This window comes from Bifidobacterium sp. B4142 (assembly GCF_026537325.1).
GTDB lineage: Bacteria > Actinomycetota > Actinomycetes > Actinomycetales > Bifidobacteriaceae > Bombiscardovia.
This window is the reverse complement of record NZ_JAFNMJ010000001.1, coordinates 618,607-643,409: the sequence shown is the minus strand read 5'-3', so window position 1 is coordinate 643,409 and position 24,803 is coordinate 618,607. Positions and strand designations below refer to the sequence as shown.

General features: G+C 60.6%; 20 protein-coding genes, 1 tRNA gene and 1 riboswitch. Of the genes, 5 read left to right on the top strand and 16 right to left on the bottom strand.

Annotated elements, in window-relative coordinates; translation table 11 throughout:
- Positions 1 to 42: 42 nt before the first annotated feature.
- The 5 genes from fmt to rpoZ all read right to left on the bottom strand — a co-directional run bounded on the left by fmt (position 43) and on the right by rpoZ (position 5,831).
- Positions 43 to 1,017, bottom strand: a complete 975-nt coding sequence (gene fmt, locus J3U06_RS02975; protein ID WP_267444281.1) for a methionyl-tRNA formyltransferase — start codon at positions 1,015 to 1,017, stop codon at positions 43 to 45.
- A 45-nt stretch (positions 1,018 to 1,062) separates the two neighbouring features.
- Entirely contained in the window at positions 1,063 to 1,767 is a 705-nt protein-coding gene (locus J3U06_RS02970; protein WP_267444280.1) for an HAD family hydrolase, read from the bottom strand.
- 101 nt (positions 1,768 to 1,868) lie between these two features.
- Positions 1,869 to 4,172: a primosomal protein N' gene (locus J3U06_RS02965; protein WP_267444279.1), complete on the bottom strand. Its 2,304-nt coding sequence runs from the start codon at positions 4,170 to 4,172 to the stop codon at positions 1,869 to 1,871.
- Positions 4,173 to 4,264: 92 nt separating this feature from the next.
- Positions 4,265 to 5,485, bottom strand: a complete 1,221-nt coding sequence (gene metK, locus J3U06_RS02960) for a methionine adenosyltransferase (RefSeq protein WP_267430347.1) — start codon at positions 5,483 to 5,485, stop codon at positions 4,265 to 4,267.
- Positions 5,486 to 5,546: 61 nt separating this feature from the next.
- Positions 5,547 to 5,831, bottom strand: coding sequence for a DNA-directed RNA polymerase subunit omega (gene rpoZ, locus J3U06_RS02955; RefSeq protein WP_015022131.1), 285 nt, complete (start codon positions 5,829 to 5,831; stop codon positions 5,547 to 5,549).
- A gap of 178 nt (positions 5,832 to 6,009) precedes the next feature.
- Between rpoZ and ilvD the strand changes: the two genes are divergently transcribed.
- The gene (gene ilvD, locus J3U06_RS02950; RefSeq protein WP_267444278.1) at positions 6,010 to 7,869 is read left to right on the top strand and encodes a dihydroxy-acid dehydratase; all 1,860 of its coding nucleotides are present in this window, start codon (positions 6,010 to 6,012) and stop codon (positions 7,867 to 7,869) included.
- Between the two features lie 74 nt (positions 7,870 to 7,943).
- Here ilvD and gmk read toward each other — a convergent pair whose 3' ends face one another.
- From gmk to J3U06_RS02900, 10 genes are all read right to left on the bottom strand, one after another.
- Positions 7,944 to 8,567 carry a guanylate kinase gene (gene gmk, locus J3U06_RS02945; protein ID WP_267430593.1) on the bottom strand — a complete coding sequence of 208 codons (624 nt, stop codon included), beginning with the start codon at positions 8,565 to 8,567 and terminating at the stop codon, positions 7,944 to 7,946.
- A 95-nt stretch (positions 8,568 to 8,662) separates the two neighbouring features.
- Positions 8,663 to 12,037 carry a carbamoyl-phosphate synthase large subunit gene (carB, locus tag J3U06_RS02940; RefSeq protein ID WP_267444277.1) on the bottom strand — a complete coding sequence of 1,125 codons (3,375 nt, stop codon included), beginning with the start codon at positions 12,035 to 12,037 and terminating at the stop codon, positions 8,663 to 8,665.
- Positions 12,030 to 13,241, bottom strand: a complete 1,212-nt coding sequence (gene carA, locus J3U06_RS02935; protein WP_267430344.1) for a glutamine-hydrolyzing carbamoyl-phosphate synthase small subunit — start codon at positions 13,239 to 13,241, stop codon at positions 12,030 to 12,032. Before carA ends, carB begins: the two co-directional genes overlap by 8 nt.
- Positions 13,242 to 13,438: 197 nt before the next feature.
- Complete coding sequence (gene nusB / locus J3U06_RS02930) at positions 13,439 to 14,119, bottom strand: transcription antitermination factor NusB (RefSeq protein ID WP_267444276.1); 681 nt, start codon at positions 14,117 to 14,119, stop codon at positions 13,439 to 13,441.
- Positions 14,120 to 14,142: 23 nt separating this feature from the next.
- On the bottom strand, positions 14,143 to 14,706 hold the full coding sequence (gene efp / locus J3U06_RS02925) for an elongation factor P (protein WP_267444275.1): 564 nt from the start codon (positions 14,704 to 14,706) through the stop codon (positions 14,143 to 14,145).
- A 236-nt stretch (positions 14,707 to 14,942) separates the two neighbouring features.
- Complete coding sequence (gene tuf, locus J3U06_RS02920) at positions 14,943 to 16,142, bottom strand: elongation factor Tu (protein ID WP_220236084.1); 1,200 nt, start codon at positions 16,140 to 16,142, stop codon at positions 14,943 to 14,945.
- Positions 16,143 to 16,337: 195 nt separating this feature from the next.
- Positions 16,338 to 18,464 carry an elongation factor G gene (fusA, locus tag J3U06_RS02915; RefSeq protein ID WP_267444274.1) on the bottom strand — a complete coding sequence of 709 codons (2,127 nt, stop codon included), beginning with the start codon at positions 18,462 to 18,464 and terminating at the stop codon, positions 16,338 to 16,340.
- 26 nt (positions 18,465 to 18,490) lie between these two features.
- Positions 18,491 to 18,961 (bottom strand): 30S ribosomal protein S7, encoded by a 471-nt coding sequence (gene rpsG, locus J3U06_RS02910; protein ID WP_015022140.1) that lies wholly within the window; start codon positions 18,959 to 18,961, stop codon positions 18,491 to 18,493.
- Positions 18,962 to 18,964: 3 nt separating this feature from the next.
- The gene (rpsL, locus tag J3U06_RS02905; protein ID WP_015022141.1) at positions 18,965 to 19,336 is read right to left on the bottom strand and encodes a 30S ribosomal protein S12; all 372 of its coding nucleotides are present in this window, start codon (positions 19,334 to 19,336) and stop codon (positions 18,965 to 18,967) included.
- Positions 19,337 to 19,844: 508 nt separating this feature from the next.
- Positions 19,845 to 20,252 (bottom strand): DUF488 domain-containing protein, encoded by a 408-nt coding sequence (locus J3U06_RS02900; protein WP_416378719.1) that lies wholly within the window; start codon positions 20,250 to 20,252, stop codon positions 19,845 to 19,847.
- Positions 20,253 to 20,333: 81 nt separating this feature from the next.
- Between J3U06_RS02900 and J3U06_RS02895 the strand changes: the two genes are divergently transcribed.
- The 4 genes from J3U06_RS02895 (at position 20,334) to J3U06_RS02880 (ending at position 22,556) form a co-directional block, all read left to right on the top strand.
- Positions 20,334 to 21,326, top strand: a complete 993-nt coding sequence (locus tag J3U06_RS02895; protein WP_267444273.1) for a YwiC-like family protein — start codon at positions 20,334 to 20,336, stop codon at positions 21,324 to 21,326.
- Positions 21,323 to 21,901, top strand: a complete 579-nt coding sequence (locus tag J3U06_RS02890; RefSeq protein WP_267444272.1) for a DNA-deoxyinosine glycosylase — start codon at positions 21,323 to 21,325, stop codon at positions 21,899 to 21,901. Before J3U06_RS02895 ends, J3U06_RS02890 begins: the two co-directional genes overlap by 4 nt.
- 189 nt (positions 21,902 to 22,090) lie before the next feature.
- Positions 22,091 to 22,348, top strand: a complete 258-nt coding sequence (locus J3U06_RS02885; RefSeq protein ID WP_324123881.1) for an ASCH domain-containing protein — start codon at positions 22,091 to 22,093, stop codon at positions 22,346 to 22,348.
- 132 nt (positions 22,349 to 22,480) lie between these two features.
- Positions 22,481 to 22,556 (top strand) — tRNA-His (locus tag J3U06_RS02880).
- Positions 22,557 to 23,737: 1,181 nt separating this feature from the next.
- Here the strand turns inward: J3U06_RS02880 and J3U06_RS02875 are convergent.
- Complete coding sequence (locus J3U06_RS02875; protein ID WP_267444271.1) at positions 23,738 to 24,589, bottom strand: aldo/keto reductase; 852 nt, start codon at positions 24,587 to 24,589, stop codon at positions 23,738 to 23,740.
- Between the two features lie 147 nt (positions 24,590 to 24,736).
- A riboswitch (guanidine-III (ykkC-III) riboswitch) is annotated at positions 24,737 to 24,797 on the top strand.
- Positions 24,798 to 24,803: the final 6 nt, after the last annotated feature.

Below are 24,803 nucleotides of genomic sequence, written 5' to 3'. Positions count from 1 at the left end.
CTGGAATCCCCGCACGGCTTGGACAGCCAGCCGGGAAGGGACTCAGCTGCAGTGGGCCCCGTCTTCCAAACGAGCTCCACGGGCCCAGTCCATGGCCTTCATGGCGCGTTTGCCGGCAGCCTTGACCATCTGCAGCTCCAGGGGCAGGGTCTTGGTGCCCACCCAGAGGTGATGACGGTCCCTGGCCAGCCGACCCGGCTCCAGGTGCCCCGGAAGACCGGGCTCATTCCCTCGGGCCGGTGCCGCCCTGAGCACGGTCAGTCCTGTCTGCTCGTCCTGCGGATCGTCGCCCCGCCGGTACAGACACCAGGCTCCCGGTTCCGGGCTGCAGGCGCGAACCTGCCGATCCAGAGCAAAGACGGGCACATCGAAACGCATGTGGGCATCCTGATGGGTGATTTTGGCGGCCACCTGATAGGCGCCCCGCATCTGCTCCTTGGGTTGAATCCGACCCTCCGCAAGGGCCTCAAGACTGGCAGCCAGCAGGTGGGATCCGTCCTCAGCCAGGCGATCCAGCAGCTCGCCCGAGGTCTCGTGCGACCCGATCTCCACCGTAGACTGTGCCAGGATAGGGCCTTCATCCATGCCAGCCGTGAGCCGGAAGACCGTGGCGCCAGTGATGGTATCCCCGGCCCAGATGGCCCGCTGTACTGGGGCTGCTCCACGCCACTGCGGCAGCAGGGAAAAGTGTAGGTTGTACCAGCCCCCCTCAAAGGCGTCCAGGACCGGCTGGCGCAGGATCCGTCCGTAGGCCACGACAGCCGCACAGTTGGCACCCGTATCCTTCAGCCGCGCCGGAAAACCCGGATCGGACGGGTTGTCCTCAAGAACGGGAATACCCAGCTTGATGGCCTCAGCCTTGACCGGACTGGGCTGCAGATGCCTTCCACGCCCCTGGGGTGCGTCGGGTCTGGTGAGCACGGCGGCAACCCGGAAATGCTCCTGGTCGGCCGCCAGCAATCTCAGAGACGGCAAGGCGACCTGGGGTGTGCCCGCAAACAGCAATGTCATGACCATATCGTCTATCTCCTTTTCATCTGACGGCTTCGGAACTCTGCACGTTCACTGCACCTGAGGAATGTTCACCCCTGCTTCAATCAAGGCAGTGCGCAGCCCGTAGGGGTCGCTGAATCGCAGACTGCGGATGCCGGCCTTGTTGGCACCAACTACATTCATACCCTTGTCATCCACGAAGAGGGTCCTGTCAGCCTGGATTCTGAACTGGTCCAGGGCGTACCGGTAGATGGCCGGGTCGGGCTTGCGCATGTGAATGGGCCCGGAGACCACCACCCCGTCCAGCCTATGCAGGAAGGAGTCTCCGTCCCAGGCGTGATGGAAGAGTTCGGCACCCCAGTTGGTCAGCCCCCAGACACCCAGGCCTGCCGCCTTGAGATCCTCCACCAGCATACGTGCCCCTGGTACAGGTCCGGTCAGTGAATCGACGAAATGATCACAGTAGTAGGCGAACATGGCATCCCAAGGGGCCCCGCAGTTGGCGGCCACCCAGTCACGGGCCTGGGCACAGGTGGCTCCGCCATCCATCATGTTGTTGGCCCGGTAGAAACCGGAACGGCTGTCGTCCAGCATGGCTTCGATGCTCTTGCGCCCGTACCTGGCCACCATGGCCATCTCGGGCTGCCAACGAATCAAGACGTTGCCGAAGTCGAAGATGACCTGCTCGATGGGCTGACCCTGGGCCTGAGCCGCCGCCTGCTCGGCCTGGATCACATCTTCCTCAACCCGAATCTCGCCCGGCCATCCCTTCATGCCTCTCCGCCTTTCCTGAATTCGTTCATTCGCGCCTCTGCCTGCGCCCCCTCATGAAACCACGCCGCATAGACCCTGTAGAGATTCGCCTGGGGCGACAATCAGGTCAGATCCTTGGGATCCATCCGGAAGCGCAACTCCCCTCGCCCGCGACCGGCCACGTACCTGGCTTGAGCCTGCTTGAGATCGTCAGCCAGCTTATCCCTGGAACTGGTGGGTACCCGAACCAGGGCTTGGACCCTATCCTGAGTTCCCTCCAGGTAGCCGGCTTTCAGCGTGGAAGGCGCCGGTATGGGCACAGGGCCAAGCAGGGCAGGGACCGGCTCAGGACCGGCATCTGTCATAGCCTCCTGCTCCGGCGTAATCCCAACGGCATCCAGCATCCAAGTGACGGCCTCCCTTTCGCCCCATATCGCAGCCATGCCGACCGCAGGGGGCATGGCAGTCAACCGACGGTCCGCCAGATCGGCGGCGGCCAACACCGGCCCCTGCCAGGTCATCAGCGCCTGGGCCAGCTGGGGATCGCACTCCCCCAACAGGAGCACCTGACCTCCCTGGGCCCGGGGGCGACAAAAGGAGGCCACGCGCATCCAGGCTCCCAGGGTGTCCATACGTGCATCGACGCCAGGGGCATACAGGCTGGTCCAGGCATCCAGAATGGCCACGGCCCGGTATCCTCGCGACAGCCGGGGCAGGTCCGAATCACCTGTGTCTGTATTGCTGCCTTCAACACTCGAAGCGACCACTCTAGGCTCGGCACCCGGGGTGGCGATGACCAAGCTGGGACGATCCTGTATGCGTTCGACCACCCCGCGAGGCTGGCTGGGCGAAGAGATGACAATGGGCACATTTCTGAAGAGCATGCGCAGCTCCTGGGCCGTCCCGGCGGCACCTACCCTGACCACCCGAAGCCGCGAACCCCCGCAATCCGGACAGGACCAGTCCGTAGCCGCAGCCCCGCACCAGGCGCATCGAGGCGCACCAGGCCGCCTCGCCCGCAGGGGTCCGGTGCAACGCGGGCAGCGAGCCTGATGATGGCAGCGAGCGCAACTCAGGCTTTCGAAGATGCCGTCCTGAGGGATGGACAGCAGAACCGGACCACGCTCCAAGGCTTTGTCAATAACCACGACGGCGGTATGTGGAACCCGGGCGCCCATGGTCAGGTCGGCCAGATGGCTCAGTTCCTCCCGGTTCAGCCAGCGAATCCAGGGCTGCAGGGTCGTCACCGTAGGCCGGTCAAGCGTCAAAGCGGTGCCTGGACCGGTCACACCGGAGTCCGCCTCGGTGGCCTCGGGCAGACTCTCCCAGTGGGAGCGCACGCTTCTGGCACGGGCCATGGCCAGGAATACGCCGCCGTGTGCACGCGCCCGCAACCTCAACACTCCACGGGCATTGGCATAGGGCATCATCCCATCGGCGTACTGGTAGCTGGCATCGTCCATCAGGGCGAAGAGGGCGGGCCCCTCAACCGGGGCGTACATGGCAGCCCGCAGCCCGATGGCGCAGCGGACCTGACCTGAAGCTAGGGCAAGGTAGGCCCTGTAACGCTCGGCAGGAGCCATGCCGCTGTCCAGAATGGCGAAATCGCCGGACCAGCCGTGAGCCTCCTGTTGGCCAGGACCAGTGGCAACAGAGGGGCCAAAGGGACGTAACCCCAGCTGCTGGAGGACTGCGGACAGGTGGGCCACCTGGCGGCTGCCCGGCAGCACCATAACCGCCGATCGGCCGGCCAGCAGGGCCCCTATCAGCACCCTGGCAGCCATCAGGGCGGCCTGGTCCATACCGGGCAAAATGTCGGTCAGATAGGCGGTGAACGTATCCTCTTCCAGTGACTGATCCAGTTTCTCCAGTCCCTGATAGCCCGGATCAAGCTTCTGTTTCAGATCCCTCAGCCGCTGGGCCAGCCCGGCCACCCAGGCGAGATCAGACGCCAGCCGGGGCTGACCGGGAACCAGCTGCTGCTCCTTGTCGATGCGGGCCACGCGAGGGGGCAGGGCCAGCCGCAGAATATTGGCCTCAGTACCCCCATAGGCCCTGGCGATGGCAGTGATGTCCGCGCGCAGGGAAGATGAGATCAGGCTGCGATCCAGCACCACCCGCTCCAAGAAACGCAGGGAGGCGCGGGGAACCTGGCTGTCTGCCGCGCGTTCCCAGATGATGCCGTTAACCCTGCGCGCCCCGAACCGGACGCGAACCAGACATCCCGGCTGTGCATGATCGTCCTGGTCGGCATCCACCAAATAATCGAAGGTCCCGCCCAGATGAGTGGCCTGCACATCCAGCACCACCCGTGCCACAGGGAGTTCATGAGCCGGTCGGCGCGGAGGTTTCTTTCGACTGCTGCTCGAACGACGGCGTGGGGCAAGACCATCCAGGGCGGGCTGACTAACATCCTGCGAATCCATGGCTTCTCCCCTCGCTTTCACAATTAAGAGAGCCACGGCGGATTCCCCAGTCGATGACCTGGGAATCCGCCGTGGCTCTTGATGAACAGCTACTACCTGGTCATGCCGATGGCGGCCTTGAGCTCGCCCACCTTGTCCACCTGCTCCCAGGTGAAGTCGGGATCCTCCCGGCCGAAGTGCCCGTAGGCTGCAGTCTTGGCGTAAATGGGCCTCAACAGATCCAGCTCATCAATGATGGCTGCCGGCCGCAGGTCGAAGACCTCGCGCACAGCCTCCTGAATCTGTTCCCGGGTGACTCCCTGCTCGGTGCCGTAGGTCTCCACGTTGACGCTGACCGGATCGGCCACACCAATGGCATAGGCCACCTGGACCTCGACCTTGTGTGCCAGACCAGCAGCCACAATGTTCTTGGCCACCCAACGCGCTGCGTAGGCAGCAGACCGGTCGACCTTGCTGGGATCCTTGCCGGAGAAGGCGCCGCCTCCATGATGCGCCGCCCCGCCATAGGTGTCCACAATGATCTTGCGACCGGTCAGTCCTGCGTCAGCCGCAGGGCCGCCCAAAATAAAGGAACCGGTAGGATTGACCAGCACCCGATAGCCCTGGTGTTCGACAGCCTTGCCGCAAACGCGATCCAGGACGGGCGTGATGACATGCTCCATCAACTGCTCCTGCAGCCAGTCATGCCCCACCTCGGGATCGTGCTGGGTGGAGATGAGGACCGTATCCACCCGGCGGGGGCGGTCATCCTGATCATATTCGATGGTGACCTGGGTCTTGCCGTCGGGCCGCAGGTGGGGGATGATCCCCTCCTTGCGCACCTGTGCCAGTCGGAAGGCCAGCTGGTGGGCCAGATAGATGGGCAGGGGCATGAGCGTGTCGGTCTCATCACAGGCGTACCCGAACATGACTCCCTGGTCGCCGGCCCCCTGGGACTGGTAACGCTCCTCACGGGTGGCAGCGCTCTCCTGGCTGGCCGACAGCCGTTCCACGCCCTGGTTGATTTCCTTGCTCTGCTCGCTCAGCGCCACGGTCACGCCGCAGGAATCCGCGTCCAGTCCAATATCGGATGAGGTGTAGCCGATCCTGCGCAGCACCGACCTGACCTGGCACTGAATGTCCGTGTAACCTTGGGATGAAACCTCTCCGAAGACGAAGAAGAGGCCGGTGGCCGCCGAGGTCTCCACGGCCACATGCGAGTGCGGATCCTGGGCGATCAAATCGTCCAGGATGGCATCGGAAATCTGGTCGCAGACCTTGTCTGGATGGCCCTCGGTCACTGATTCAGCCGAAATCAGCCGTCGCTCTGTCATTTCATTCACCTTTGTCTAGAAACCGTCACCGTCCGAGAACCCTGCACTGAGAGTCGAAGGCTCAGTTGCCTTCGCTCAGATCATCCTCGCCCAGGGTCTCTTCAAGCAGGCCCTCGTTGATCTCACGGAAGGCGATGGACAGGGGCTTCTCCTGGTTCTGGTACTCAACCAGCGGGCCGACGTTCTGCAGCAGGCCCTCATTGAGCTGTGTAAAATAGGAATTGATCTGACGGGCCCGCTTGGCCGCGAAGATAGAGAGCGCATACTTCGAATCGGCGTGCTTCATGAGGTCGTCGATGGGAGGATTCGCAAATCCCTGCGGATGGGGCTCGGTACCGAATGCCATAAGATGTTTCTCCAATTCAACTGGATGAACCATTCATTCAATCTGAATGATTTTACCGCCCGGGCTCGATTTTAGCCTCGAATGCTTCTCTGCCGGGGAAAGCGGAACGAGAACCTCGGAAATTCCAACATGTGGTCATGTTCAAACCGTTGATGCCTGCGATCACTTGAATAAAACTATGCAGATGCGATCAGCCAAATTAATGAAGGAACGAGAGTTCGCGGGCGCCCGTGCTCTCTATCGTGCCGCTGGCGTCAAGGGTGAGGACTTCGGCAAGCCTATCGTGGCCATCGCCAACTCCTTCTCCGAATTCGTGCCCGGCCACGTCCACCTGAACAAGGTGGGGCGTCTGGTCTCCAAGGCCGTCAAGGAAGCGGGCGGCATCCCCCGCGAGTTCAATACCATCGCCGTGGACGACGGCATCGCCATGGGCCATACGGGCATGCTCTACTCTCTGCCCAGCCGTGACCTGATCGCAGACGCCGTGGAGTACTCGGTCAACGCCCACTGCGCCGATGCCCTGATCTGCATTTCCAACTGCGACAAGATCACCCCCGGCATGCTCATGGCCGCTCTGCGTCTGAACATTCCCACAGTCTTCGTCTCCGGCGGCCCCATGGAGGCCGGACGCACGGTCATGCCCGACGGAACAGTCCAGGAGAGCACAAACCTGATCGACGTCATGTACGCCTCGGCTGACGACAGCATCGACGATGCAGGTCTGCTGGCACTGGAGAAGACGGTCTGCCCCACCTGCGGGTCCTGCGCCGGCATGTTCACCGCCAACTCCATGAACTGCCTGACCGAGGCCATGGGTCTGGCCCTGCCCGGCAACGGCACCACCCTGGCCTCGCACACAGCACGGAAGATGCTCTTCGAGCGGGCCGGCAAGCTGGTCGTCGAGATTGCCAACCGGTATTACCAGGATGACGACGACTCGGTCCTGCCACGGTCCATCGCCACCAAGAAAGCCTTCGAAAACGCCATGACCATGGATGTGGCCATGGGCGGGTCTACCAACACCGTCCTGCACATCCTGGCTGCCGCGCAGTCGGCGGATGTGGACTTCACCCTGGACGACATCGAGCGCATCTCTCACACAGTCCCCTGCATCTGCAAAGCCTCTCCCTCCGGAGACTGGGAGATATCCGACGTCCACCGCGCTGGCGGCATCTGCGGCATCCTGGGTGAGCTGGACCGTGGCGGAGTGCTGCACAAGGACACGCATTCCATCGACTACCCGGATCTGGAGTCCAAGCTCAACGACTGGGACATCATGCGTCCCACCTGCCTGGACCAGGCCAAGGAGCTCTACCACGCAGCGCCCGGGCACATCACCTCCCCCGAGCCCTTCAACCAGTCCAAGGAGTGGGAGGACTTGGACACCGACCGTGTCAACGGCGCCATTCACGACCTGGATCACCCGGCCGTCTCCGAAGGCGGTCTGGCCATACTGCGCGGCAATCTGGCCCCCGATGGCTGCGTGGTCAAGACCGCTGGTGTGCCCAAGGAAATCTGGAACTTCCGCGGACCGGCCCTGGTGGTCGAATCGCAGGAACAGGCTGTGGAGGTCATTCTCAACGGCACCCTGCACAAGGGCCAAGCCCTGGTCATCCGCTACGAGGGACCCAAGGGCGGCCCCGGCATGCAGGAGATGCTCTACCCCACCTCATTCGTCAAGGGCAAGGGCATCGGCAAGGACGTGGCCCTGCTGACCGACGGCCGCTATTCCGGCGGCTCATCAGGCCTGGCCATCGGCCATATCGCGCCTGAAGCAGCCAACAAGGGCCCCATCGCCCTAATCCGCAACGGCGACATGATCCGCATCGACATCCCCAACCGGCGCGTAGACGTCGAGCTGAGCGACGAGGAACTTGAGCAGCGCCGCGCAGAGCTGGAAGCCGGCGAAGGCTATGTGGCCCACAGGGATCGCAAGGTTTCCCTGGCGCTGAAAGCCTATGCCGCTTTCGCCCGCTCTGCAGACAAGGGTGCCACCCGCGACCCTGACCTGATCAACCGACTGTCAGGCTTGGACTGATAGACTAAAATCCTCCAATCGAGCTCTCACTCGATTGGAGGATTTTTTAACTCTTCCGCAGCTGGGGCAGGCGTTCAGAGACCGTACTCTTTGGCGATTACCGCCCAGAGCGCCTGGGCGGCTTTATCCACATTGTCATTGACTATGACCTGATCGAACTGATCCTCGGAGGCCAGCTCAACTTTGGCGGTCTCCAGCCTGCGGGCTCGCTGCTCCTCATTTTCGGTTCCCCGCATGTTCAGCCTGGTAACCAGATCCTGGAATGACGGCGGAGCCAGGAAGACGTAAAACACTTCCAGGCCCAGCTCTCCCGCCCTTTGACGAACACGGTGCGCCCCTTGCAGGTCGATCTCCAAAATTGTGGGCACTCCTGCTGCCAGATGTTCAAGGACCGGCTGCAGCGGGGTGCCATAGTGGGACAAGCCGTGAACCAGGGCGGTCTCCAGAAAATCTCCGGCAGCCTCCCTGCGGGCAAACTCCTGCTCATCCATGAACCAGTAGGTAATGCCATCCTTTTCGCCCGGACGCGGCGCGCGGGTGGTGGCCGAGACGGAGACCCAAACCTCCGGGTGGACACGACGCAGAGCTGCCTCAACAGTACCCTTGCCAACAGCCGTGGGACCCGTCAACACGATCAACCGGCCGCCCGTCTTCCCCGGCCCCCCGGTCCGCTCTCCCGAAGGATCCTGACTTGACATGTCGGCACCGTTGATCGTTGACACGGCCACTTCCTTTCCTAAAAGTCACCCTCCAGCCTATCCGGACCGGAACATGGATCAATCATATAGCGTACCTACTTGGCCTTTTCCAGCTCCAGCAGCCGGGCCGCGTGTTCCTGGATGCTCATGACCTCGTAGTCGTCCTTTTTGACCACGTCAATGGCCATCAGTGCGGCTGAGAATTCGGTGATGGTGGTGAACTGCGGCAGATCGGCGGCTATGGCGGCCACCCGGATCAAATAGCCGTCAGAACGAGAATCCCTGGAGCTGGGCGTGTTGAGGATCATGTCGATGGTCCCATCCTCAATAAGCTGGACAGGATTCCGGCCCATATGCCTTACTCCGTCAGAATCAGTAAAAGCCTGACCCTGCTCCTCACCATCGCTGATCTTGTCGACAACGGCCACATCGAAGCCGTACCGGCGCAGGACAGAGGCCGTGCCACTGGTGGCGCAGATGCTGAAGCCCTGCTCCAACAGGCGGGCTGCCAGCATGGGCAGCTGGCGCTTGTCCGCATCATTGACCGACAGGAAAACGACCCCGCTGGTAGGCAGACCTCCCTGGTAGGAGGCCAGCTGGCTCTTGGCGAAAGCGTGGGGAAAGTCCCGATCGAAGCCCATGACCTCTCCGGTGGAACGCATCTCCGGGCCCAGCAGGATATCTACGGTCCGACCCACTGGAGTACGGAAGCGCTTGAAGGGCAGGACGGACTCCTTGACCGCCACAGGCTGACCGATGTGAACCATGCCGCCGTCGCCGACAGGCAAGAGCAGACCATTGGCTCGTTGCTGGGCGATGGACTCCCCCACCATGATCCGCGCCGCAGCCTTGGCCAGCGCCGTACCCGTGGCCTTGGAGGCAAAGGGGACGGTCCGGGATGCGCGGGGATTGGCCTCGATCACATAGAGGGTGTTGGCCATGAAGGCATACTGAACATTGATCAGCCCCTGGACCCCGCACCCTTGGGCTATAGCCAGGGTGGCCTGCCGCAACCGATTGATCTGGTCGTCGGAGAGGGTTGAGGGCGGCAGGGTGCAGGCGGCATCGCCGGAGTGGACTCCGGCCTCCTCCACATGCTCCATGATTCCGCCGATGTAGAGCTCCTGCCCGTCATAGAGGGCATCCACGTCGATCTCGATGGCGTCCTGGAGGAACTTGTCGATCAGCAGGGGTGAGGGCAGACGGCCGGAGACCACCGTATCGGCCTTGGCCTCATCCAGGGCTCGATCCACGTAGGTGGCCAACTGCTGGTCGTCGTAGACGATCTCCATACCTCGTCCGCCCAACACGTAGGAGGGCCTGACCAGAACCGGGTAACCGATGGCGTGGGCTGCCTCCTTGGCCTCATCCAAGGAAAGAGCAGTGCCGTACCGTGGAGCGTTCAAATGCTCCTTGCTGAGCACCTGGCCGAAGAGTTCGCGGTTCTCGGCAAGGTCGATGGACTCGGGACTGGTTCCCAGAATGGGCACCCCGGCCGCCTTGAGCCTGGCCGCCAGAGACAAGGGCGTCTGACCGCCCAGCTGGACGATGACCCCTTTGACAGGTCCCATGGCCTTCTCAGCCCGGTAGATCTCCAGAACATCCTCGAAGGTCAGCGGCTCGAAATAGAGCCTGTCCGACATGTCATAGTCGGTGGAGACCGTCTCGGGATTGCAGTTGACCATGATGGTGTCATAGTCCTTGCCTAGCTCCTGGACGGCGTGCACGCAGGTGTAATCGAACTCGACCCCCTGACCGATTCGGTTGGGCCCCGAGCCCAGGATGATGACCGCCTCGCACTGACGGGGTCGCAGCTCGGACTCGTCGGCGTAGCAGGAGTAGTAGTAGGGCGTGACCGCATCGAACTCAGCTGCACAGGTGTCCACAGTCTTGTAGACAGGATGAAGACCGAAGGCCCAGCGAAGTTCCCTGACGACTGCCTCGCCCTGGTCACCCATGCCACGCAGGTGGGCAATCTGCAGGTCGCTCAGCCCCGATTGCTTGGCCCGGCGCAGCAGGTCCTCGTCCAGGACCTCGGACTGGCGCACTTGGAGGGCCAGATCATTGATCATGCTGATCTGCTCCAGGAACCAGGGGTCGATCCTGGTGGCCTGGTGGACCTGCTCCACGGTGGCTCCGCCCCAGAAGGCTCGCTGAATCTGCAGGTAGCGGTGCTCTGTGGGAGTGTGCATGGCCTCCAGCAGCTGGTCCGTCTCGGCCTGGTCGGGCCTGGGGCCATCCCAGGAGAAGGTCATGTGCCGCTTGTCGATGGAGCGCATGGCCTTGCCCAGGGACTCGCGGAAGTTGCCAGCCAGAGCCATGGCCTCGCCCACGGACTTCATCGAGGTGGTCAGGGTCGTGTCCGCCCCGGGGAACTTCTCGAAAGTGAAGCGCGGAATCTTGGTGACCACGTAGTCGATGGTCGGCTCGAAGGAGGCAGGGGTTGAGCGGGTGATGTCGTTCTCTATCTCGTCCAAGGTGTATCCTAGGGCCACCTTGACTGCGATCTTGGCGATGGGGAAGCCGGTGGCCTTGGAAGCCAGAGCCGAAGACCGTGAAACACGCGGATTCATTTCGATGACGATGATCCGGCCGTTCTTGGGGTTGACGGCGAACTGGATGTTGCAGCCGCCCGTATCCACCCCCACGCCGCGGATGATGGCGATACCGATGTCGCGCATCCGCTGATACTCCCGGTCGGTCAGGGTGAAGACCGGGGCCACGGTGATGGAGTCGCCGGTGTGCACGCCTACCGGGTCTACATTCTCGATGGGGCAGACCACAACCACATTATCCAGGCGGTCGCGCATGAGCTCCAGCTCATACTCTTTCCACCCTTCGATGCCCTCCTCCAAAAGGATCTCATCGGTGGGCGAATAGTGGATGCCAGCACCGGCGATCCGCCTCAGTTCCTCACGATCGTGGGCGATGCCTGAGCCCAGGCCGCCCATGGTGAAGGAGGGACGAACCACCAGAGGGTAGCCCAGTTCGGCGGCAACTGCCTCGGCCTCATCCAGACTGTGGGCGATGCGGGACTTGGCTGACTCGGCGCCGGCCTGGTCCACCACCTGCTTGAAGAGCTCACGGTCCTCTCCCCTGTCGATGGCCTCCAGCGAAGCGCCGATCAGCTCCACCCCGTAGCGCTCCAGCACGCCGGCCTTGCCCAGCTCCACGGCAGCGTTCAGAGCGGTCTGGCCGCCCAGGGTGGGCAGCAGCGCATCCGGCCGCTCCTTGGCAATGATCCGCTCAAGGAAAGGCAGAGCGATGGGCTCTATGTAGGTGGCATCGGCCATCTCGGGATCCGTCATGATGGTGGCGGGATTGGAATTGACCAGGATGACGCGAATCCCCTCTTCGCGCAGCACCCGGCAGGCCTGTGTCCCCGAATAATCGAACTCGGCCGCCTGCCCGATGACGATGGGCCCAGAGCCGATGACCATGACCGAATGGATGTCCTGCCGCTTAGGCATGTGCCTTCCCTTCCTTGGCGTCCTGCATCAACGTGATGAACCTGTCAAACAGATAGGAGGCATCGTGCGGACCAGCCGCCGCCTCCGGATGATATTGAACGGAGAAGGCCGGAATATCCAGGCACTCCAGACCCTCGACCACGCCGTCGTTGAGATCGACATGAGAGACCCGAACACGACCATATCGGCCCTCACCATAGGGCGAGGGCACCGGGTCACCCTTGGGCGCCTTGACTGCGAACCCGTGATTGTGGGCAGTGATCTCCACCTTGCCAGTGCTGAGATCCATGACCGGCTGATTGATGCCGCGATGACCGAATTTCAGCTTGTAGGTCTCGAAGCCCAGGGCACGGCCCAGTAGCTGGTTGCCCAGGCAGATGCCGAAGAAGGGCAGCCTTGCATCAAGCACCTGGCGCAGGAGGGCCACCTCATGGTCGGCCGTAGAGGGGTCGCCGGGACCGTTGGAGAAGAAGACGCCATCTGGATTGAGCGAGCGGATGGTCTCCATGGTGGTGCCCACGGGCAGCAGGTGGACCCGGCATCCGCGCTCGGCCAGCCGATGAGGGGTCATGGCCTTGATGCCCAGATCGACAGCAGCCACCGTGCAGAGCGGCTCCCTATCCTGATATTGACCGCAAGGCTCCACCGTGTAGGGATAGTTTGTGCTGACTTCGCCGGTCAGGTGGGAGCCGCCCATGGTCGGCGCCTGTCTGACTCGATCCAAAAGACTCTGGATGCTGCCATCGTCCAGGGCCGACCCAGAAAAAATACCGGCCCGCATGACGCCCGCTGAACGCAGGTGCCGCACGAGCCGGCGAGTGTCTATGCCGCTGATGCCGACGATGCCTTGGTCAATCATCTCCCCTTGGAGACCGCCTGTAGCCCGCCAGTTGCTGAAAGTGGGACTGGGTTCCCGGACCACATATCCGGCCACCCAGATCCGTGATGATTCACCGTCCTCCCCGTTGACACCGGTATTGCCGATGTGCGGAAACGTCTGGACTACTATCTGTCTGTCATAACTGGGATCGGTCAGGGTCTCCTGGTATCCGGTCATCCCCGTGGCGAATACGACCTCACCGATAGTGCTGCCCAGTGCCCCGAAGGCCTTTCCCTCATACACCTGGCCGTCCTCCAGCAGAAGGATGGCGGAATCGGAGAAACGACGATCGGAGGCGATGGCGTTGGTGTCCTTCAGGTTCACCGAACCCCCTTGTTTGCCGTGGATATTCGCACCTATATTAATGTCCCCCATGGATCATGCCGACTAGCTCGCCCAAAAGATGATTGGGCAAATCTTGCAGCAAGGCCTGCTGTTCAATAAATCTCAATATGGAAAAAAGGCCGACCTGATGCCCTAACAGCCAGCGGACATCGGTCGGCCTTTATCCGAATCATTACTCAGTCGCCTGAAGGAAGATCCACATCCGGGGTCAGTTCCTTCGGCAGCGTCAATTTCAACTGATCCAGACTGGGAGCCGACTGGTCGGCATCCTCATCCTCGTGTGTACCCTCTGCCGATTCCGACTCGCTGTCAGCATGGCCATCCCCAGAGGAGACTGGCTCAGAGGCTGCGATCCCTGCTTTTGCCTTATCGGATTCATCATCCGAAGCGTCCGCATCGGCCTCGGCATCAGCCAGGGCAGCGATCCGATCGGCTTGCTCACGACGAGCCTGATGCTCATCCTTCTCCTGCTCCAGGGCGCTCAGAAGCCCATGGATGAAGGAAGGGGCGTCAGCATCCGAGAGGGTCTTGGCCAGGGACAGGGCCTCATCGATGGCCACCTTGTCGGGAACGTCAGGGTTGTAGAGTATCTCCCAGGCGGCAATACGCAGAATGTTGCGGTCGATGGCGTGCATGCGGCTCAGCGGCCACCGGGTGGAATGGGTCTGCAGGGCCTCATCAATATCCCGACGATGCCCTGCCACACCCTCAACGAGGGTCACAGCATAGGCAGGCAGAGGTGTCTGCGCCCCCGGCCGAACCTTGCGCTCCTCCAGCAGGGAGAGGAAATCCTGGCTCTTCTCATCGGCCTCATACAGGGTGTTCAAGGCCCGCTTGCGGGCTGTGGAACGTGCCATGGATACGTGGTTTCCAGACTTGCTCAGTTCTCGCGGCCCAGGTAGGAACCGTCGCGGGTGTCCACCTTGACCTTCTCGCCCTCACCCACGAAGAGGGGCACCTGAATCTCTGCTCCGGTCTCCACAGTAGCGGGCTTGGTGCCGGCGTTGGAGCGGTTGCCCTGGACGCCGGGCTCGGTTGCGGTCACAGTCAGCACCACGGATGCAGGCAGTTCTACGGACAGCGGGTTGCCGTCATGGAAGCTGATGATGCAGTCGGTGCCCTCAAGCAGGAAGCGCTCCTGATCGCCGATCAGGGTTTCGGGGATGTTGACTTGTTCGTAGGTGTTCATATCCATGAAGACGAATGAGTCGCCATCCCGGTAGGAGTACTGCATGGTCCTATTGTCGACGGTCTCGAAGTCCATCTTCATGCCCGCGTTGAAGGTGCGGTCCACGATCTTGCCCGAAAGGACGTCCTTGATGGTCGTGCGCACAAAGGCCGGCCCTTTGCCTGGCTTGACATGCTGGAACTTGATGACGGTCCAAAGCTTGCCGTCCAGGTTGATGACCGATCCGTTCTTGATGTCGTTGGAAGTCTGTGCCATCTTGATACCACCTCATTCTTATGAACGTTCCTTCGGAGGGCTCCTGGCCATCTGCCGAAAGCACCGGGCCACACAGGATCCAGCCCGCTCGCGATAAATCCTCGCCTATTATGCCACGGCGCATGAACACCGGGGCTGGCCCGGCGGCGAGGCCTGCCGGATATGGGCGGGGCCCGGAATCACAGAAAGGATTCCGGGCCCCGTCATCGGATTGTGTCGATAAGCGACAGGCAATCCTACTCGATGACCTTGGTGACTCGGCCTGAGCCAACCGTGTGGCCGCCTTCACGAACAGCGAAGGTCAGGCCCTCTTCCATGGCGACGGGCTGGATCAGTTCGACAGAGAAGGTGGCGTGATCGCCGGGCTGAACCATCTCCACGCCTTCGGGCAGGGTGATGACGCCGGTGACGTCGGTGGTCCGGAAGTAGAACTGCGGACGGTAGTTGGAGAAGAACGGCGAGTGGCGTCCACCCTCGTCCTTGGTCAGCACGTAGACCTCGCCCTCGAACTTGTGGTGAGGGGTCACGGTGCCGGGAGCAGCCACAACCTGGCCGCGCTCAACGTCCTCACGGCCGATGCCGCGCAGCAGCAGGCCGGTGTTGTCGCCAGCCTCAGCCTCGTCCATCTGCTTGTGGAAGGTCTCGATGGAGGTGACGGTGGTGGACTGGGTCTCACGCAGACCGACGATCTCCACGTTGGTGTTCACGGGCAGCTTGCCACGCTCGACACGGCCGGTCACCACGGTGCCACGGCCGGAGATGGTGAAGACATCCTCGATGGGCATCAGGAAGGGCTTGTCCAGGTCGTGGACCGGGGTGGGGATGTAGTCGTCGACGGCATCCATGAGGTCCTTGATGGTCTGAACCCACTTGTCGTGGTCAGGGGCATCGTCATGCAGGGCGCCATAGGCGGAGGTGCGGATGACAGGGCAGTCGCGATCGAAACCGTTCTCGTCCAGCAGATCGCGGACTTCTTCCTCGACCAGCTCGATCAGCTCTTCGTCGTCGACCATGTCGCACTTGTTCAGGGCGACCAGGATCTTCGGCACGCCGACCTGGCGGGCCAGCAGCACGTGCTCGCGAGTCTGGGCCATGGGGCCGTCAGTGGCGGCGACCACCAGGATGGCGCCATCCATCTGAGCAGCGCCGGTGATCATGTTCTTGACGAAGTCGGCGTGTCCGGGGCAGTCCACGTGGGCGTAATGGCGCTTGGCAGTCTGGTACTCGATGTGCGCGATGTTGATGGTGATGCCGCGCTCCTTCTCCTCAGGAGCAGCATCAATCTGAGCGAAATCGTACTCGGGGTTGACGTCCGGGTACTCCTCGTGCAGCACCTTGGAGATGGCCGCGGTCAGGGTGGTCTTGCCGTGATCGACGTGGCCGATGGTGCCAATGTTAACGTGCGGCTTGTTCCGCTCGTACTTTTCCTTTGCCATTGTGTTTTGTCCTCCTGGACGTCTCGTAGGTTGCCTGCACGAACCACGCACAGAGCACTCGCTACATATTACTGGGTTATCGGGTTCTTTGCCACTTTTGCCCTCCGCCCAGTCAGCGCTACAAGAGTGTAGCGCCGACTTGTGACAGAAGAGCCTTTTTGCGGCGGCCCGCAGTAGCGGCGGACCGGACCGGCATTACTCGCCCCGCTGGGCCTTGATGATCTCGTCGCTGACGGCCTTGGGGACCTCAGCGTAGGAGTCCATCTGCATGGTGAACATGGCGCGCCCCTGGGTCTTGGACCTGAGGTCGCCAATATAGCCGAACATCTCCGACAGGGGCACCTTGGCGTCGATGACCTTGACACCGGTGGCGTCGGTCATGGACTGGATGGAGCCACGCCGGGAGTTGATGTCGCCCATGACGTCGCCCATGTACTCCTCGGGAGTACGGACCTCCACAGCCATAATAGGCTCGAGGATGACGGGCTTGGCCTTGGGAGCAGCCTCCTTGAAGCACATGGAGCCTGCAATCTTGAAGGCCATCTCCGAAGAGTCGACCTCGTGGATCTGGCCGTCGGTCAGGGTCGCCTTAACGCCCACGACCGGGAAGCCTGCCAGCACGCCGGACTCCATGGCCTCCTGCACACCAGCATCGACCGAGGGGATGAACTCCTTGGTGATGTGGCCGCCGGTGACCTTGTTCTCGAAGATGTAGGATTCGCCCTCAGAAGTATCCAAGGGCTCGAAGTTCATGAGCACCTTGGCGAACTGGCCGGAACCGCCGGTCTGCTTCTTGTGGGTGTATTCCTGGTTCATGACGGGCTTGCGGATGGTCTCGCGGTAGGCCACCTGGGGCTTGCCCACGTTGCACTCCACATGGAACTCGCGACGCATGCGGTCCACCAGGATGTCCAGCTGGAGCTCGCCCATGCCGGAGATCAGGGTCTGGCCGGACTCTTCGTCGGTCTTGACCTGGAAGGTGGGATCCTCCTCGGAGAGCTTCTGCAGGGCGATGCCCATCTTCTCCTGGTCGGCCTTGGTCTTAGGCTCCACGGCCACCTCGATCACAGGATCGGGGAAGGTCATGGATTCCAGCACCAGCGGCGCCTTCTCGTCGCACAGGGTATCACCAGTGGTGACGTTCTTGAGCCCGACGAAGGCGTAGATGTTGCCGGCGATGGCCTCATCGACCGGATTCTCCTTGTTGGAGTGCATCTGGAAGAGCTTGCCGACGCGCTCCTTCTTGTCCTTGGTGGAGTCCAGGACCGTTTCGCCCTGAGCCACCTTGCCGGAGTAGACGCGCACATAGATCAGCTTGCCATAGAAGGGGTGGGTGGCCACCTTGAATGCAAGGGCTGAGAAAGGTTCGTCCACGGTGGGCTTGCGATCGATCTCGACGGACTCGTCGCCGATCTTGTAGCCCTTGATGGCCGGCACGTCCTCGGGGCTGGGCAGGTAGTCCACGACCGCGTCCAACATGGGCTGCACGCCCTTGTCCTTGAAAGCGGATCCGCAGAAGACCGGGAAGGCTGACTGCTCGATGGTCATCTTGCGCACTGCGGTGCGGATCTCCTGCTGGGAGATCTCTTCGCCGCCCAGGTACTTCTCAAGCAGGTCCTCGTCCGACTCGGCCACGGCCTCGAGCAGCTCGGTGTGGTACTGCTCGGCCTTGTCCTTGAGATCATCGGGGATGTCGATGGTCTCATACTTGGCGCCTAGGTCGGCCTCGTCCTTCCAGTAGTAGGCCACCATGCGAACCAGGTCGACCACGCCGTGGAAGTCGCTCTCAGCGCCGATGGGCAACTGCATGACCAGCGGCTTGACGCCCAACTTGTCTTTGATGGTGTCCACCGAGTAGTAGAAGTCGGCACCCAGCTTGTCCATCTTGTTGATGAAGCAGATGCGGGGCACGCCATACTTGTCAGCCTGACGCCAGACGGTCTCGGACTGGGGCTCCACGCCCTCCTTGCCGTCGAACACCGCCACAGCTCCATCGAGCACGCGCAGGGAGCGCTCCACCTCGGCGGTGAAGTCCACGTGGCCGGGAGTGTCGATGATGTTGATCTGGTAGCGGTCCTCAGAATCGTGAGACTGACGGTTCCAGAAGGCCGTGATGGCGGCGGAGGTAATCGTGATGCCACGTTCCTTCTCCTGATCCATCCAGTCCATAGTGGAGGCGCCATCGTGGGTCTCGCCGATCTTGTAATTGACGCCGGTGTAGTAGAGGATACGCTCGGTCGTCGTTGTCTTGCCGGCATCGATGTGGGCCATGATGCCGATGTTGCGGACCTTGGTCAGGTCCGTGAGCACGTCTTGTGCCATAATTCCTTGTTCTCGCTCTCTTGGGATTACCAGCGATAGTGGGCGAACGCCTTGTTGGCCTCGGCCATCTTGTGGGTGTCCTCGCGGCGCTTGACCGCGGCACCCAGGCCGTTGGAGGCATCAAGGATCTCGTTGGCCAGCCGCTCCGACATGGTCTTCTCACGACGGGCGCGGCTGTAATCGGTCAGCCACCGCAACGAGAGCGTATTGGCGCGGTTCGGCTTGACCTCGACGGGGACCTGGTAGGTGGCGCCGCCGACACGACGGCTGCGGACCTCCAGGCTGGGACGAATGTTGTCCAAGGCGCGCTTGAGCACGGCCACAGGCTCCTGGTCGGTCTTCTCCTTGACCTGCTCCAGAGCGGTGTAGACGATGTTCTCAGCGATGGACTTTTTGCCGTCCAGCAGGATCTTGTTGATCAGCTGGGCCACCACGGTGGAACCGTAGATGGGATCGGGCAGGAGCTGGTGCTTTTTAGCTGGTCCTTTGCGTGACATGTATTACTTGGCCTTCTTTGCTCCGTACAGGGAACGGCCCTGCTTGCGATCCTTGACTCCCTGGGTATCCAACGCACCGCGCACGATGTGGTAGCGCACGCCGGGCAGATCCTTGACACGTCCGCCGCGCACCAGCACGATGGAGTGCTCCTGCAGGTTGTGGCCCTCGCCGGGGATGTAGGCGGAAACCTCAATGCCGGAGCTCAGACGGACACGGGCAACCTTCCGCAGAGCCGAATTCGGCTTCTTGGGGGTGGTGGTGTAAACACGGGTGCATACGCCGCGACGCAACGGGCTGCCCTTAAGCGCCAAAGTCTTCGACTTGCGAGGCTTGGCCTTACGCCCTTTGCGGACGAGCTGTTCAATTGTTGGCAACTGACTCTCTCCGATTCCTTCGATGAACTTGTCTTCGTTTGCACTGCGAGACCGCCGCACCGCAGCCGCAGTCGCTCCCAAAAGGAGAGATCAGCCACTGTCCACCGGCCCGATGGCCCCTGATCCTCCTGCTGGGCATTGCTGTCCGCACTCTTCGGATCCGGGGATACCCCGACGAGCCCACCTGTAACATAAGGCATGCTGTCGGCACACACGTTGAAAAGTATATCATCGGGGCAGACATGTCCATGTCTCGCACTTGGAAGTATGCTCTAGGCTGTGCTCGCTGCAATGCCGCACTGAAACCGTTAATGGGAGATCCTTGCACATGCCTTATATTTACAGATACCTATAATGAGGTACCCGTCTATGGCAGTTTCCTACTATACACATATATAGGTATCCATATATAGGTATCGGAAAAACACATCTGGATCGGTAAATATAGTCACCAGAAACATCAAGGCCAGCGTCCGGAAATGCTCTGACATTTGTGAATGGTCAGCGTCTACTTATCTTCCTTGTCAAGGGCCTGGCGGACGTAGTCACGCAGGATCAGGGCATGGTTGACGGCTGGGTCCTTGGCTGCATAAACCAGTGTTGTCCGATCATGTTCACGCGCGATGCTCAGCAGATCCTCCAGGGCGGGATTGTCATCCAGCTCAATGCAGTAGCGGCGTGCAAAGTCCTCGAAGCGGTCCGGATCATGGTGCCACCAGCGCCGCAGATCCGGACTGGGCGCAACATCCTTGAGCCAGCCGGACAGGGCTGCCCGCTCCTTGCTGACGCCGCGCGGCCAGAGCCTGTCGACCAGGATGCGGACCCCGTCCTCGTCAGCGGCCTGCTCGTATACGCGTTTAATATCCACCTGACCCATCATCCGCCTCCTGAAACCAGGGACCCGTATGATCCCCATGACTCCTTCGACCATGATATTGACTGAGTCTGCATTACGGAAGAGGCGGCGACAGCCATACCGGGGCGTAGGCTGATAAGTATGCTTACAGACGCAGAAAGGGTCAAGGCAGCCGGATCAAACGGCAGCAGACCGAGCCCTCGAGCCTGCAAATCAGCAAAACCGACCGGATCAGGGTCCAAGGGTCGACAGTGGCGTCGTTTATGGATACCCGACCAGATAGGCGGCTGGGCCATGGCCTTGATGCCGGGCCTGGCTGGGCTGCTGGTCGGAGGCCCAACCTGGAGGAGCCTGCTGCTCATGGTCGCTTGGGCTTTCTGCTACTGCTTTGAGTTCACGGGCTCGCGGTGGATGGTTTCGCACCGAGCTGCCAGATTCGCGCCACTGGCTTTGGGATACGCTCTGCTCACGGCTGTGACCGGGCTGATCCTGTTGGTCGGCACCCCTGGGCTCCTGCGATGGGCCCCGTTCTACCTGGTGCTGGGCGTGCTGAACTTTGCCGCCGCCTGGATGCGCACGGAGCGCTCTTGGTGGAACGATGCCGTAGCCGTGATTGCAGCCTGCATGCTCTGTCTGATCGTCGTTTCCTTAGGGTCACGATTCCAGAAGCCGGAATCGGGTCTGACAGGTGCCAACACCAGCTACTCTGGATGCCAACCGAATCCTGCAGTGGACTGCTTTGCCAGCGGATTCCTGCCAAGCGCCTCCCTGCCATCGATCGGAGTGGTCAGTGCAGCGGTCTTCGCTGTGACCCAGTTCGGGTCGGTCATCTTCGTCAAAACCATGATCCGGGAGCGTGGCAAGACCTGGTGCTACCTGCTTTCGCTGACTTGGAACCTAGCCCTCTGCCTGATCGGGGTCGCCATGGTGCACACCGCAGGATGGTGGCCTCTGCTGACCGGCCTGGTTTTGCTGGTGCGTGCGGCCCTGCTGCCTGCCATCTCCCGTCGGCGCCGCATTCCCATTTTGTATGTGGGCCTGGTTGAATGTGCAACCAGTCTGCTGGTCTTCATTCTGGTGGTCGCTCAGGCTGATGTGATGACCGCGTCTCTGACTAGTCTGCTTGGCGCATGATCGCAGGTTCGTCCACACATGTCACCCACGTCACCCACGGGTTCGGGCCTGTCTGGAATGACCAGTCCCGTGTGCTGATCCTTGGATCCATACCCAGCCCAAGTTCTCGCGAGGCTGGCTTCTACTACATGTTTCCGCGCAACCGCTTCTGGCCTGTACTGGCCGCACTCTTCGACCAGCCTGTTCCGGAGCTCGATCCGGCTGCCCGCGCTCGGTTCGCCCTCAATCACCGCATAGCGCTCTGGGATGTCGTTCAGGAATGCGACATCTGCGGCGCCTCCGATGCCTCCATCACCGGGGTGGTGCCGACCGACATCGCCGATCTGCTGGATGGTGCGCCGATCGGCACCATTTTCACTACAGGACGCAAGGCCGGTCAGCTTTACCGTCGCTACTGCCTGCCGGATCTGGAAGAGAAAGGGCATCGACTGACGATGATCAATCTGCCGTCCACCAGCCCTGCCAACGCCGCTATGAGTCTGGCTGATCTGATCAAGGCCTACCAGCCCGTAAGAAAAGCGCTCGACAACGAAGAGCCTAAAAGGCAAGACAATCGCATCGACTATGTCAAATAAACAAGTACCGACTATAGAAGCCCGAGATGTTGGGAATCTACCCAAGGATGAATTCGTCTTCCCTGGTCCAGAACGCGACCGCCTGGTGGAGGCTAATCTGGACGGGCGCAAAACTGCTACGACCAGCCTTATGGCAGAGTTCATCCATGATCATGAACCACTTCCCTCCTCCGGCCGACGAACAGTTTAGTGGACTCAGATAACCAACCGGTTGCCGTCCTCAGATATGCCTCGGTGAGAGTGACCCGACTGGGCGTGGTCGCGCTGCAGCATGTTCTGAACGAAGGAGAAGGCCATAAAAGTCTGGCGGAGTGGCGAGAGTCTCATGAGTCCTTCTGGACCTCAGAGAACATGCGACAGGCACTGGATGATCCCGACTTCGCCGCCGACGACAAGACCCTGGTGGTGCTGGAAACTTTTTACGTAGAGGCCGCGGTCGCGAATTGAATATGCATGAAATATGCCAAGACAAAACCTGGCTTTTATCGCATGGGTCACACCTCACCGGCGTGCCATGTCGTGCCATCGTGTATAGTTTCATCTGTTGCATTGATCCGCATCGCGGGTCGATTCACCATGGTGGCTATAGCTCAGTTGGTAGAGCACCTGATTGTGGTTCAGGAGGTCGCGCGTTCGAGCCGCGTTAGCCACCCCACCACAAGCCTTTGCCCCTGATCAAGAAAGTAGGGGATTTGTTATATGTGATCAAACGCCCCCAGCGTTTAAATATACGACCGTGTACGACCCAAAATTGGCAAATGACTTCACTCACCAAAAAGGCGAGTGCTAGCAACATAAATAACAGAATCACCCACAAGCCTATAGGGCCGGAGCCGTATATGATGCCAAAGGCAATTCCCAAACCGGACAAGAACGGCAATCGGCGATAGCATAGCTGACATGGGTTCACCAATAATTAATGGAACCATCTTTAGTATGGACCGCATCAGGCTGGTCGGCTCGATAATATCTTATTACGATATTAGGAAGAGGAAAAAGAGCAAAACCTCCTATCGATTTTCGAATTGGCCGAGATATGCAGATGATAGCGTTGTCTCATGTGCTCAGGTGGTTCCTGGTGCGTAGTTCATCAGAAGCGTGGGAAATTTCTTCATTTAACTACATTTATTTGGGAAGTGTTTGTACATATTACGCTTCGGCATAGGTCTATACGAGGCTGGTCTACAACTATGGTTGGTATTCTGCTGGCTATTATCTTGCCCACCAGTCTGATCATGAGCAGCCTGGCTGTGGCAAACACTACTTCCAGCCGATCCAACGTGCCCGAGGCGACCACGCTGAAGCAGATGGCAACAAGCCAACAGACGGACCCATCAGCCAATGCACCGATACTGCCGACCACTCCGGCTAGCCCCCAGTCGCCGCTGCCTTCGCCCTTGCCCCTGGATACTGCATCCCCCCCCCCCTCACACCCGCCCAGCTCGCACCGGACAAGCCAGGCAGCACAGACATTGAAAGCAAGGCCGCCGACAGCCAGCACCAGATGCGGGCATCCTACACCGTAACCTTTAAAAGTGACGGCAAAACAATCTTCAGCCAACAAACCCTCACCATACGGATCAACTCCCGCCTGATGCGGGAATCCCTGGGGCATGAGGACGACGGCATCCTGGTCCGGGACGAATACGCTGCCTTGCGCTCAGGCCACATAAACAACCCTAACGAGCAAGCATTCGTCTAAGGTTGTGACCGTCTAGTATGGCACTTTCCTATGTATTGATACAGCAGCAACAATCCCTGATATTAAGACAAGGGCGCTCACACTGGAGTCTTCAGGTGCAGGCGCCCTTGCCGTATCGGCTCAGCGGACCTCAGTCACTGTGTATAAGATTTCCCATGCAAACGTGTGGCCTCCTCAGGCGTATCCACATCAAGAATGAGCGGCCCTCCCGTATCCATGGCCCTGATGTCATGCATATCGTCATCATCAAGACTGAAATCTGCAATATTGTGGTTCTCGCGAATCCGTTCCTCATGCACGGACTTCGGGATGGCGCATATCCCCTGCTGGGTCAGCCAGCGCAATACCACCTGGGCCGGGGTCTTGCCATAACGCTGGCCAATACGCCTGAGGACAGGATTGTCGAAAATGTCCTGACGGCCTTCAGCCAGAGGCGCCCAGGCCATTGGGGCAACCCCTTGCTCAGCCATGACCTTTCGGAGTGCAATCTGCTGGGTGAAAGGATGCAGCTCAATCTGGTTGACCATGGGCGCAATTCGGCTGGAAAGGATCAAATCAATCAGTCGGTCAGGCAGAAAATTGCAGACCCCGATGGCACGGACCCGGCCTTGCTCGTACAGGTCTTCCATAGCCCTCCAAGACCCCTGATAATCGCCATAGGGCATATGGATGAGGTACAGATCCAGGCAGTCGGTCTGCAGGTTCATCAACGCCTTTTCAAAGGACTGCATCGTCCCCTCGTAACCATTTTGCTGAATCCAGACCTTTGAGGAGAGGCTCACTTCCTCTCGAGGAATGGCAGCTTCACTCAGAGCATCCCCTACTGCTCTCTCGTTGCCATAGCAGGCGGCTGTATCGATAAGGCGGTAGCCGTCATCGAGGGCCGACGCCACTCCACGCTTGCATTCAGCCAAATCATCTATCTGGTAGACTCCGTATCCTAATATGGGCAGTTCGAAGCCATTGCTCAACTGCAGTTTTTGCATGCTCTATCCCCTCCATGGTGATGTCCTCCTGCAATCTAACAAAGCATGAGAAGACAGTACAATACCTGCTGCATATGGCTACCCATTCATCTTCTGCATGAGTGGCGCACCAAACCTTCAGCCCCCCTGCCAGTGGTGCTACAGTATCTTGCGGAAGCTTCCCTTCCCCGGACGAGACGCGCCGTACCCGGATTGACGACGACGCTCATCAGGT